This window comes from Streptomyces massasporeus, from assembly GCF_014648995.1.
In the GTDB taxonomy this organism is placed as follows: Bacteria; Actinomycetota; Actinomycetes; order Streptomycetales; family Streptomycetaceae; genus Streptomyces; species Streptomyces massasporeus.
Window position 1 is genome coordinate 155,782 of the sequence record NZ_BMSE01000006.1, and the last position, 12,049, is coordinate 167,830.

At 72.2% G+C, this 12,049-nt stretch carries 9 protein-coding genes; 5 read left to right on the plus strand and 4 right to left on the minus strand.

What is annotated here, in order from left to right; genetic code table 11:
• The first annotated feature begins 125 nt into the window (after nt 1-125).
• Complete coding sequence (locus IE153_RS16485; RefSeq protein WP_097217770.1) at nt 126-764, plus strand: ATP-binding protein; 639 nt, start codon at nt 126-128, stop codon at nt 762-764.
• A gap of 219 nt (nt 765-983) precedes the next feature.
• Complete coding sequence (locus IE153_RS16490) at nt 984-1,973, plus strand: DUF5926 family protein (protein ID WP_189590444.1); 990 nt, start codon at nt 984-986, stop codon at nt 1,971-1,973.
• A gap of 232 nt (nt 1,974-2,205) precedes the next feature.
• Here IE153_RS16490 and IE153_RS16495 read toward each other — a convergent pair whose 3' ends face one another.
• Nucleotides 2,206-2,898, minus strand: a complete 693-nt coding sequence (locus IE153_RS16495; protein WP_189590445.1) for a TrbL/VirB6 family protein — start codon at nt 2,896-2,898, stop codon at nt 2,206-2,208.
• Between the two features lie 55 nt (nt 2,899-2,953).
• Nucleotides 2,954-3,619 carry a bifunctional DNA primase/polymerase gene (locus IE153_RS16500; protein ID WP_189590446.1) on the minus strand — a complete coding sequence of 222 codons (666 nt, stop codon included), beginning with the start codon at nt 3,617-3,619 and terminating at the stop codon, nt 2,954-2,956.
• 504 nt (nt 3,620-4,123) lie between these two features.
• Between IE153_RS16500 and IE153_RS16505 the strand changes: the two genes are divergently transcribed.
• Both IE153_RS16505 and IE153_RS16510 read left to right on the plus strand, forming a co-directional pair.
• Nucleotides 4,124-5,638, plus strand: a complete 1,515-nt coding sequence (locus IE153_RS16505; protein ID WP_189590447.1) for a PP2C family protein-serine/threonine phosphatase — start codon at nt 4,124-4,126, stop codon at nt 5,636-5,638.
• Between the two features lie 76 nt (nt 5,639-5,714).
• Nucleotides 5,715-7,178, plus strand: coding sequence for an aminopeptidase P family protein (locus IE153_RS16510; protein ID WP_189590448.1), 1,464 nt, complete (start codon nt 5,715-5,717; stop codon nt 7,176-7,178).
• A 73-nt stretch (nt 7,179-7,251) separates the two neighbouring features.
• Here IE153_RS16510 and IE153_RS16515 read toward each other — a convergent pair whose 3' ends face one another.
• Nucleotides 7,252-8,070, minus strand: coding sequence for a triphosphoribosyl-dephospho-CoA synthase (locus IE153_RS16515; RefSeq protein WP_189590449.1), 819 nt, complete (start codon nt 8,068-8,070; stop codon nt 7,252-7,254).
• A 228-nt stretch (nt 8,071-8,298) separates the two neighbouring features.
• Between IE153_RS16515 and IE153_RS16520 the strand changes: the two genes are divergently transcribed.
• A complete protein-coding gene (locus tag IE153_RS16520; RefSeq protein ID WP_189590450.1) occupies nt 8,299-11,292 on the plus strand; it encodes a glycine--tRNA ligase in 2,994 nt (997 codons plus the stop codon).
• A gap of 104 nt (nt 11,293-11,396) precedes the next feature.
• Here IE153_RS16520 and IE153_RS16525 read toward each other — a convergent pair whose 3' ends face one another.
• A complete protein-coding gene (locus IE153_RS16525; protein ID WP_189590451.1) occupies nt 11,397-11,861 on the minus strand; it encodes an ATP-binding protein in 465 nt (154 codons plus the stop codon).
• Nucleotides 11,862-12,049: the final 188 nt, after the last annotated feature.

Sequence of the window (12,049 nt, forward strand, 5' to 3'; positions counted from 1 at the left end):
ACGCACACCTCTTGACCCCGCGCCTCGACGGGCGGGATCCTCCCTTCTCGGCCACACCGATGAATTCCAGCCATGCGATTACAGGGAGTGCTCCGGCGCGTTCGGTCCGTATTCGCTCATGGTGAATGCGTCACCGGACGTGGATTGGCCGGTTTCCGGTACAGGCCAATGGGGCATCCACACCGTGGCGTGGGGCGAAGGAGGTCTCGGGGGTGGCGTTGGTGGTGGCACAGGAGGTGCCCACGTCGTCGAGCATGGCCGTACCCCATGGCCCTGCGGGCGTGGGGGAAGCGCGACACCGGATGCGTACACAGCTGCGCAGAGGTGGAGTCGCGGAATCGGTCATCGACGACGCCGTACTGATCCTTTCCGAACTTTTGAGCAACGCGTGCAAGCACGGCAGGCCGCTGGGCGACGCGCTCGCCGGTGACGGTGATGTCCGTGCCGCATGGCGCGTGGAACCGGCCGGCCGGCTCGTCGTCGAGGTCACGGACGGCGGCGGCCCGACCCGCCCCGCCCCCGCGACCCCGTCGGTCACGGCGCACGGCGGCCGCGGGCTGAACATCATCACCGCGCTCGCCGACGACTGGGGCGTGCGGGACGACATCCGCGGCGAGGTCACCGTGTGGGTCATCGTCCACGACGACGTCCACGACCCGGACGCGGGCCACCGCCGCGACGACTTCGCCACGCGCGTCATCGCCCCCGCGGTCTCCCAGATACCCGGGCTCGACTTCGCGGACGCCTTCGACGACATGGACTGAGAACCACGCGGTTCAGAACCACGAGGGCTCAGAACCACGAGGGCTCAGAACCACGCGGTTCAGAACCACAGGCGCTGAGAACACCACGGACCGAGAACGGCACGGACCGAGCGCGTACGCCGCGCTGGACCGAGTGTTGTCCACAGGACCCCGTCGCCCCGGGCACGAACGGCTAGGCTCGCGACCGTACGAGACGAGCCGTAACCGGGAGACCCATCGATGGCCAAGAAGCGACCCCAGACGAAGGCCAAGCGCCCGCAGACCACGGGCGGAGCCCGCACCGCAGGTGCCGATGGAGACGTTCCGGTCGTCGGCGCTCGTGAACCCTGCCCCTGCGGCAGCGGCCGCCGCTACAAGGCCTGCCACGGCCGGGCGGCCTCGCACGCCGCGACCGAGCTGGTGCACCGCCCCTTCGAGGGCCTGCCCGGCGAGTGCGACTGGGTGGCCCTGCGCGAGCTGGTCCCGGCGGCCACGGTCGAGCTGACCCTCAAGGACGGCCTGCCCGAGGGCGTCCCGGCGGTCACCCTGGCCACGGTCCTCCCCATGGCCTGGCCGGCGCTGCGCCGCGACGACGGCTCGGTCCTGATCGGCCTGCAGAACGACACCTCGTCCGGCGACATCAGCCGCGACCTCGCCGACACCCTCCAGCGCGCCCTGGAAGCCAAGCCGGGCACGCCCGTCCAGGGTCGCCGCGCCCCGGCCGACAGCCCGCGGCTGCAGGACCTGCTCGCCCCCGAGGGCGCGTTCGAGCCAGAAGTGCACAGCGGCTTCGAGTTCTGGGTGCCGGACCCGGAGAACGCCACGCCCGACGTGACCGCCTCCCTGGAGCGGGCCAACGCCGCGGCCATCCCGACCGTCAAGCTCCAGGGCGTGGACGCCGCGTACTGGTGCGAGACGCCGGAGAAGAACCATCTGCGGTGGGTCATGCCGCACGCCGAGGAGCTGCTTCTGGACGCGCTCGCGCGGCTGCACGCCGCGGGCCGCTCCAGCCTCGGCGAGGGCACCCGCCTGGTGGGCTCCTTCCGCGCTCACGGACTCACGGTGCCGGTGTGGGACCTGCCCAGCGGGGTCACGGCCGAGGACGTCGAGAAGCCGGCGGCGGAGTTCGCCGAGCGCCTCGCCACCGCCCTGGCGACGGACGCGCCGCTCACCCCGGACGAGCGCCGAGCCCGCGGCGGCCTCACCAACCGGCAGGTCACGCTCAGCTGACGCCCGCCTCGGCACCCGGTCGGCCGGACCACCGGCCGGCCGGGGTGTCGCGCCCTCGACGGATCACAACTCCCGTCGGGGACAAGCCAGTCGGTGACTGGAAAGGCGAGTTCGAATTTGCGAACCGCCGATCTCTTGTTACCGTTCCTGTAGCCCGGTTGCTGGTGCATCCCCCGTCGCCAGCAACCGGGTCTTTGCGTCTCCGCTTCCGTTCACCGAACGCAGTAGTTCGTCAACTGCCCGTTCCCACAGGTGAGTTGCTCCCCGAGCGCAGCAGCAGCGGCCCCAGCCCGCCCCGCTCGGCGAACTCCGCGACGGCCGTGTACGCCGCCGGATTCCCACGTGCGGGCTCCCGGGGCGTCTCACAGGTCCCCGGCTCGTCCTCCGCCCCCACGGCGCACGTCATGCGCACGTTCCGGTCATCAGGACCCATCAGGCTCAGCACGGCGTCCAGCGGCTCGCCCGTCGCATTGCGGTAGTAGGTCCGCGCCCAGGTCTGGGCACCCTGCGTCACCACACAGGTCTGCGCCTCGATGCCGTCGGGGGAGGTGAGTTCGGGGCCGCACCGCACGGCGGTCGACAGTCCCTGGCCGAGCGCGGGGAGCGCGGCGACGGCGGAGGGCTCCGGGGCCCCGGGCGCCTTGTCGTCGGCGCGCGCGGAAGGCCGTGGGGCACCGGAACCGGACGCGCGGGCGTCGGCACCCATCGAATCCGCAGCACCCACCGAACCCACGGCTCCCTTGGAACCCGCCGAACCCACAGCCCTCTTGGAACCCGCCGCGCCTTTGGGCCCCGCGGAACCGCTGGACCCCGCGGACGCCGCCGCCAGCGGCAGTGCGATCGCGCACGCCGCCACGACGCCCGCCAGGGCGAGGAATCTGGTCTTTCGGGAGTCCCGGGAGCGGCCCCGGGCGTGTCGCCGCATGGTTCCGGAACTTAACGCGCCGGGGCCGGCACCGGGCCCGGCGCGCCCGACAGCCCTAGAACTCGGGCGCGCTCACACCCGTACGAGTGAGGGCTTCGACCACGGCGTCCACCACGGCCTCGACATCGGGCACCCACGGGGAGGCCGAGCCGGGCAGCGGGGCGCGCTCCCAGCGGATCTCGCCACCACCGGTCTCGGACGGGGGCAGGGCCAGGTACCCGCCCTCGCTGTGGAAGCGGAGGGAGCCGGGCACGAAGTCCTTGGCGTAGAGCAGTTCGCCGAGCTGCTCCATGGAGTACGGCTTCACGAGGATCGCCCAGCGGGCGGGGGAGGCGACGACCGGGCCGAGCCGCATGCCCATCTGGTCGAGCGCCTTGAGGGCGCGGGCGGCCGGCAGGGCCGGCAGGGAGACCGCGCAGGGGGCGTGGCCGCCGGTGGCCAGGACGATCGGCGCCGTCGGCCGGTTGCCCCACCACCAGCGCACCATGCGTCCGTCGGTGGTGGCCGCGAGGAGGCCGGGGTCGAAGGGGTGCGCCGCGGGCACCGTGCAGTCGGGGTCGGGGCAGCTGCAGCGGGAGTGCCCCTGCGGGTCCGCCGCCACGCCCGGGAGTACGGGCCACCGCCACTGCGTCGCATAGGTCAGGGCCGCGTCGATCAGCTCAGGCTTCCCGTCGCTGCGCTGGGACAAGAGCCTGCGTCGCCTTCCGAGGATCTCGCGCATGAGCGCTCGTTCCTTTCCGTTGCACGCCTGGCAACACCGTGGTCCACGTCACATCATGTGTCGATCACTTCACTGTGCGTACCTGTTGGCGCATCACACCCCTGCTTGAAGCAAGGGGAACCCCTATGGGTCGAGCTTTGGGCTGCCTCCGCGGCCGTACCGCCCATACTGCGTCTGTCGAAAGCACGGGCGTGGCGCAGGGGTGGCGAAGTATGGCGTTTGCCGTCGCGCGTATTTCTCTCCGCCTCCGCCACGGGAGGATGGGGCACGGTCGTCGGTGGATAGGACGCCCGGTTCCGTCACCAGGTTCCGGGTGGTTCCCAACCACCCCTGGCCTTTACCGAGTACGTACCCATCACGACCGTTGTGACGCTCCGTCGAGCAAGCCCAGTCGACCGCAATAAGCCGTCCCCTGAGGCAGTTTTAAGCCAACTTTGCATTTCCGCAAGAGGAAGGGGAGTTGTTCCCTCGCACCTCACGGACACCAGGAATCCCGGCAGGACAATGCTGGACATCTCCTCACGAGTGCGTGTACATGTGGAGACACTGCTAGCGACGCAGAATGACATGGGGGTTTGCGATGCTTTTGAGCAGTACGTACCGGTTGGAAGGCCGGACGCCATGAACGCTCCGCACCCTCCGAAAGTGGCTGGAATCGATTCAACGGTTCCGGCGCCCGCACACACTGTCGCGCCCGTGGCGGCGGGTTCGTCCCCGGCCACCCCCGCACCTCCCCCGGCCCCTCCCGGCGCGGTGCTCCAGGACCGCCTCGCCGGCTGGGTCTCCGACCTCACTACCCTGCACGAGCTCACCGAACGCCTGGCCCGCACGACCACGCTCGACGAGGCGCTCCAGGAACTGCTGAGGGCCGGCGCCGCCCTGGTGGGTGCCCGGCGCGGCCTCGTCGTCCTCGAACCGGGCGACGGGCTGGGCCCGGACACCACCATCGGCCTGGGTCTCGCCCGCGCCGACCTCGGCCACATCGAGACGGTGCCGCGCAGCGCCCTGTCCTACGGCCGGATCCTCGAAGGCCTGCCGGGCGGCGAGGGCGGCATCGCCGTGCCCGATCTGTTCGCGGAAGAGGGGCTCGACCCCCGCCACCGCGAGGTCGCCGCCCGCCTCGGCTACGCCGCCAGCTACGCCCTCCCCCTGGCCACCGACACCGCCGGCCGCCTCGGCGCCGCCGTGTGGCTCTACGACGAGCCCGCCGAACCGGGCGAGCGGCAGCGCCACCTCGCCGGCCTCTACGTGCGCTACGCCGCCGAGCACCTGGCCCGGCTCCTCGAACTGGAACGCACGCGTACGTCCATGGCCACGATGTCCGACGAGCTGCTGCCCGCGCGGCTGCCCCGGGTCGCCGGCGTCCAGCTCGCCGCCCGGCACCGCACCGGCCCGCGCGGCGGAGGCGACTGGTACGACGCCCTGCCGCTGCCCGACGCCGCCCTCGGCCTCGCCGTGGGATCCGTCACCGGCTCGGGTCCCAGCGCCGTCGCCGCGATGGGACGCCTGCGGGCGTCGCTGCGCGCCTACGCCGTGATGGAGGGGGAGGACCCGGTCGCGGTCCTGTCCGACCTGGAGCTGCTGCTGCGGCTGACCGAACCGGCCCGCTCGGCCACCGCCCTGTTCGGCTACTGCGAACCGGCCGCGCGCAAGATCACGCTGGCCGGTGCCGGCCACAGCCCGCCACTGCTGATCGGACAGCGCCGCACCGAGTTCGTCGAGACGTCCGTCTCCGCCCCGCTGGGCATGCTCGCCTGCTGGGAGGCGCCGAGCGTGGAGATCCTCGCCGAACCCGGAGAGACGGTTCTGCTCTACACCGACGGGCTGCTGCACCGCACCGGCGAGGCCACCGACCGCGCCTTCGCCCGGCTGCACACGGCGGCGGCCTCCGTGCCCCGGGCCCTGCGCGGCGACCCCGGCGCGATCGCCGACCACGTCCTGCGAAGCGTGCTGCCGGACGGGCTGGACGCGGCGGAGGGCGCGGAGGACGTCGTCCTGCTGGCGGTGCGATTCGAGTAACGCTCCTCGTCATCGCCCCGGGGCCGCTTCCGCGCCGCCGTACAGTGGAGGACGGTCCAGTGCCGTATCGAGGAGGATGACCGTGGCGGAGGAGCTCATCCCGGAGACCCCGGACGAGAGCGAAGAGCCGATCAAGCAGCGGAAGAACGGACTGTACCCCGGCGTGTCCGACGAGCTTGCCGAGAACATGAAGAGCGGCTGGGCCGACACCGAGCTGCGCGACCTCGAGCCCATCCCCCAGGCCGCCGAGACCGCCGCCCGCCGGGCCGCGCTCTCCGCGCGCTTCCCGGGTGAGCGTCTGGTGATCCCCGCGGGCAACCTGAAGACCCGCTCGAACGACACCGAGTACGCCTTCCGCGCCTCCGTCGAGTACGCCTACCTCACCGGCAACCAGACGGAGGACGGCGTCCTGGTCCTGGAGCCCAAGGGTGAGGGCCACGAGGCGACGATCTACCTCCTGCCGCGTTCCGACCGGGAGAACGGCGAGTTCTGGCTGGACGGCCAGGGCGAACTGTGGGTCGGCCGCCGGCACTCCCTCACCGAGGCCGGGACGCTGTACGGCATCCCCGCCTCCGACGTGCGCGAGCTGGCCGGGGCCCTGCGCGAGGCCACCGGGCCGGTGCGGGTCGTGCGCGGCTACGACGCCGGCATCGAGACGGCCCTGACCGACAAGGTCACCGCCGAGCGCGACGAGGAGCTGCGGGTCTTCCTCTCCGAGGCGCGCCTGGTCAAGGACGAGTTCGAGGTCGGCGAGCTGCAGAAGGCGGTCGACTCGACCGTGCGCGGCTTCGAGGACGTGGTGAAGGTCCTCGACAAGGCCGAGGCGACCTCCGAGCGGTACATCGAGGGCACGTTCTTCCTCCGCGCGCGCGTCGAGGGCAACGACGTCGGCTACGGCACGATCGCCGCAGCCGGGCCGCACGCGTGCACGCTGCACTGGGTGCGCAACGACGGAGCGGTCCGCTCGGGCGAGCTGCTGCTGCTCGACGCGGGTGTGGAGACGCACACGTACTACACGGCCGACGTGACGCGCACGCTGCCGATCAACGGACGGTTCAGCGATCTTCAGCGCAAGATCTACGACGCCGTGTACGAGGCCCAGGAGGCCGGGATCGCGGCGGTGAAGCCCGGCGCGAAGTACCGCGACTTCCACGACGCCGCGCAGCGGGTGCTGGCCGAGAAGCTCGTCGAGTGGGGTCTCGTCGAGGGGCCCGTGGAGCGGGTGCTGGAGCTCGGGCTGCAGCGGCGCTGGACGCTGCACGGCACCGGGCACATGCTCGGCATGGACGTGCACGACTGCGCTGCCGCGCGGGTCGAGGCGTATGTCGACGGCACGCTGGAGCCGGGGATGTGCCTGACCGTGGAGCCCGGGCTGTACTTCCAGGCCGACGACCTGACGGTGCCGGAGGAGTACCGGGGCATCGGGGTCCGGATCGAGGACGACATCCTCGTGACGGAGGACGGGAACCGGAATCTGAGTGCGGCGCTGCCTCGGCGTTCGGATGAAGTCGAGGCGTGGATGGCGTCGCTCAAGGGCTGAGGTTCGGGTGCGGGTGATCTGTGGCTCGTCGCGCCCTCGCGGCGGAGCCGCACAGTGACTGAGCCCCGCACCCCTAAGAACTCAGGGCGTCCAAGAACAGGGCGCCGGTGAGGAGCGCCCCGCTCCCCCTTGGAGCCCATGCGTGGGACGTCAGGTTCGTGTCCAGGGCTCGCAGCGCTGCCGCGCCCCGCTCCGTTGACGTACCGCCCGCCTCCAGCACACCGCGCGCTCCCGCCTGGACCTGCCGCAGGCCCATCGGCCCCGCCGTGTAGAGCAGCTCGGTGTCCTGGAGCGTGGACATCACCGTGAGCAGGGCGTCCAGCCGGGCCTGGGGCTCGGTGGCGCCCTGACCGCGGGCCGTGGTGAGGGCGGTCAGGGCGCGGCGGACGTGCGGGAATCCCGCCCTGGCCTCTCCCCTCGCGCCGGCCGCGCCGTAGCGGGCCGACACCGTGGAGCCGCGCGAGGGGCGGCGCGGGGCGCGGCGGTCCGGGTGGGCGGCCAGCTGTTTGGCCAGGGCCGTGGTGTCGGCCGGTCCGGCTCCCGGTCGCAGTGCCGCTGCCGCCACCAGCAGCCCGAGTGTCCACAGCGCGCCTCGATGGCCACCGCCCGCCAACGCCACCGTGTGTTCCGTGGAGCGGCCGATCGCGCCCAGGTCCGTACGGAGGCGGGAACCGGGCTCGCCCGTACGGCGGGCTGCGGCGGCCATCGCGGTAAGGCCGGGGAGCAGGGCCCTGGCGGACCACCGCAGGGCGCTGTGATCCCGGGCTGTGCGCTCCCGCGGGTCGGGCAGCCCCGGCTTGGGCGCCAGGGCCAGCTGGCCGACCAGGGCGTCGACGGCGGTCTGCGCGAGTGCCTCGTCCTCACCGCCGTTCCCGTACTGCGTTCCCGTCATGGGACGGGAATGTAGGGGTGCCACCCATCAGACGGATGGGTCCCGGCTGTGGGCCCCCTGTGTATCGCCCCCCTGGGGGTCGGCTGGGGGTCGCGCCCCGAAGGGGCGCGGCGGCCCGTCCCCACACGCGTCCGACCGGTCGGTCAAGAAACAGCAGGTCAGCGGTAGTTGACGTATGAGATCATGGCCGACCTTGCCGGTCCGACTCGGGGAACAGGCGCGATCATCATGAAGAACGTATCGACGGCGCTGACCATGCAGGACGCCATCCTCACCCTCCAGAAGTACTGGAGCGACAACGGCTGCATGATCACGCAGCCGCTGAACACCGAGGTCGGAGCCGGTACGGCCAACCCGGCCACGGCGCTGCGGGTGCTCGGTCCCGAGCCGTGGAGCGTCGCCTACGTGGAGCCGAGCGTACGGCCGGACGACTCGCGCTACGGCGAGAACCCCAACCGGCTCCAGACCCACACCCAGTTCCAGGTGATCCTCAAGCCCGACCCGGGCAACCCGCAGGAGCTCTACCTGGGCAGCCTGCGCGCCCTGGGCGTCGACCTGAACGCGCACGACGTGCGGTTCGTCGAGGACAACTGGGCCTCGCCCGCCCTCGGCGCCTGGGGGCTGGGCTGGGAGGTCTGGCTGGACGGCATGGAGATCACCCAGTTCACCTACTTCCAGCAGGTCGGCGGCGTCGCCCTGGACCCGGTGTCGGTGGAGATCACATACGGCCTCGAACGCATCCTGATGAACCTCCAGGGCGTGTCCCACTTCAAGGACATCGCGTACGCGCCGGGCATCACCTACGGCGAGGTGTTCGGGCAGAACGAGTACGAGATGAGCCGCTACTACCTCGACGACGCCGACATCGACACCAACCACCGGCTGTTCGAGTCGTACGCGGCCGAGGCCCGGCGCCTGCTGGACCTGGAGCTGCCGGTCCCCGCATACACCTACGTGCTCAAGTGCAGCCACACCTTCAACGTGCTCGACGCGCGCGGTGCGATCAGCACCACCGAGCGGGCCAAGGCGTTCTCGCTGATGCGGGGCCTGACCCACGAGACGGCCAAGCTGTGGGAGCGGCGGCGGGCCGCGCTGGAGCATCCGCTCGGGCGGGCGGCGGCGCCCGCTCCGGCCGAGCGGGCCACGCTGCCCAAGGTGCCCGGCGTCGAGACGCTGCTCTTCGAGATCGGCGTGGAGGAGCTGCCCTACGCCGACGTCCCCGCGACCACCGAAGCGGTGCGTGAGTCGGTCACCGCCAAGCTCGCCGCGACCCGGCTGGGGCATGGCGCGATCAACGTGCTGGCCACCCCGCGCCGGATCGTGATCACCGTCGACGGTGTGCAGCCGCGCGAGCGGGACACCATGAAGACCGTGCGCGGGCCGAAGGTCGCCGCCGCCTTCAAGGACGGCGCTCCCACCCCCGCGTTGCAGGGCTTCGCCCGCAGCCAGGGCGCCGAACCGACGGACGTGCGGATCGTCGAGGCAAACGGGGTCGAGTACGTGGCCCTGACCCGGCACGAGGAGGGCCGCCCGGCCGTCGAGGTGCTCAGCGATCTGCTGGCCGAGGTCGTCTCCGGGCTGCGGGCCGGGCGCAACATGCGCTGGAGCGACCCCGGGCTGTCGTTCTCGCGTCCCGTGCGCTGGCTGCTCGCGTTGCTGGGCCGTACTCCCCTGCCCGTGGTGGTCTCCTCGCTGTCGGCCGGCGACACCACGCGGGTGCAGCGGCAGGCCCCCTACCCGGAGGTCCGGGTGACATCGGCCGAGGGCTACCCGCACTTCCTGCACATGCACGGCATCCTGCTCGACCGGGACGCCCGGCGCGGCGCGGTCGTGCGTGGGGCCCTGGAGGCCGCCGCCGAGGTGGGCGGGCGCATCGACGTCGAGGGCCAGGCCGGGCTGATCGACGAGATCACCGACATCCTGGAGTTCCCGTACGCCGTGCGGGGGTCGTTCGACGAGCGCTACCTCGAACTGCCCGCGAGCGTCCTGACCACCGTGATGCGCAAGCACCAGCGCTATCTGCCGGTGCTGGACGGCGAGCGGCTCATGCCGCACTTCGTGACCTTCGCCAACGCCCTGTGCGACGACGACGTGGTGCGGGCGGGCAACGAGGCCGTGCTGCGGGCCCGTTACGAGGACGCCGCGTTCTTCTGGCGGGCGGACCTGAAGGTGGCGCCGGAGGAGTTCCGGCGGCGGCTGGACAAGCTGACCTTCGAGGACCGGCTGGGCACGGTCGCCGACCGCGCCGTCCGGCTCGCCTCCCTCGCCCAGGACCTGGCCGGACGGGCCGGGCTCCCGGAGGAGTCGGTGGAGGTCGTTCGGCGGGCCGGTGCGCTGGCCAAGTTCGACCTGGCCTCGCAGATGGTGATCGAGTTCTCCGGGCTGGCCGGGGTCATGGCGGAGGAGTACGCCCGCCGGGCCGGTGAGTCCCCGGAGGTCGCCCGGGCGCTGGCCGAGATGGAGCTGCCCCGGTCCGCCGGTGGCGCCCTGCCCGCCGGTGACGCGGGGGCCGTGCTGTCCCTCGCCGACCGGTTCGACCTGGTGACGGGCATGTTCCTGATCGGCGCCGCACCCACCGGGAGCTCCGACCCGTACGGGGTGCGCCGGGCCGCGATCGGGCTGCTCAACGTGCTGCGGAGCCTGCCCGCCGTGGCCGGCGTGCGAGTGAGCGAGGGACTGCGCGCGGCGGCCGTTCGGTATGCCGCGCAGGGCGTCGAGGTGCCCGCCGAGCGGGTCGCCGAGGCCGCCGAGCTCATCACCCGGCGCTATGAGCAGCAGCTCACGGACGCCGGGCACGAGCACCGGCTCGTCCAGGCCGTCCTGGTCTGGGCCGACCGGCCCGCCCATGGCGATCGCACGCTGGCCACGCTGGAGCGGCATGTCGGAAGCGAGGCGTTCGAGGCGCTCGCTGCCGCGTTCCAGCGAGTGGTGCGCATCCTGCCCGAGGGGGGTGTCGAGGCGGCGGACGCGTCGCTGCTGACCGCCCCCGCCGAACTGCGTCTCGCCGGGAGCGCGCAGGCCGTACACCAGGCGTTGCAGGGTCGCGAGGACGATCTCGGCGCGCTGATCGAGGTCTCCGCCCCGCTGGTCGACGCGATCGGCGTGTTCTTCGACGAGGTACTGGTGATGGACCCCGACCCGGCGGTCCGGGCGGCGCGGCTGGCTCTGCTGACGGAGGTGGCGGGGCTGGCGCGTACGACGCTGGACTGGGGCGCGCTTTAGGGCGACCGGTCACGGGCGGTGATCCACACGGCCGCTCGCAGCCAGTGCTTCACCCAGCCGGTCACGGGCGGCGTTTCACGTGAAACACCGCCCCGCCGGAGAAGTCAGACCGCCATCAGCGGTGCGCCGGAACGCCACTTCAGGACCTTGTCGAAGCTCACCACGGCTCCGCCCCGGCCCGGCTTGTTACCGATGTGGACGTGGTCGGCGAGCTCCTCGATGAGGCCCAGCCCCCTGCCGTTCTCCGCGTCGGAGTGCGCGGGGCGGATCGGCGGGCGGGGCCGGCCGGCGGACGCCGCGGGGAAGCCCGGGCCGGCATCGGCGACCTCGATCCGGCACTTCTCGCCGTCGAGGTACGCGGTGACCCGGTACGCCTCCGAGCCGGGGCCGCGCCCCGTGTCCCCGCCGTGCTCCACGGCGTTCGCGCACGCCTCGCTGAGGGCGACGGAAAGGTCGTAGGAGATGTCGGGGTCGACGCCCGCGGTCTCCATCGTGCCGATCAGCAGGCGGCGGGCGAGCGGCACGCTCGCAGCTTCGCGCCGCAGATGGAGTGACCACCAGATGCTCATGCTCCAGCCTCCTGGCTGCGGCTCGACATACCGTTACGTATTGCCCTCCGTGCCCCTGTGTAAGCGTGAAGTTGACGTGACGCCGCCCATACGGCGGATGCGTGCTGGTCCTGATCGGTGTATGTGGGGGCAGACTTCGGCGCATCCAGGGGCGCGCGGGGCCAGAGCGTGACGTTCCGGTCGTACGG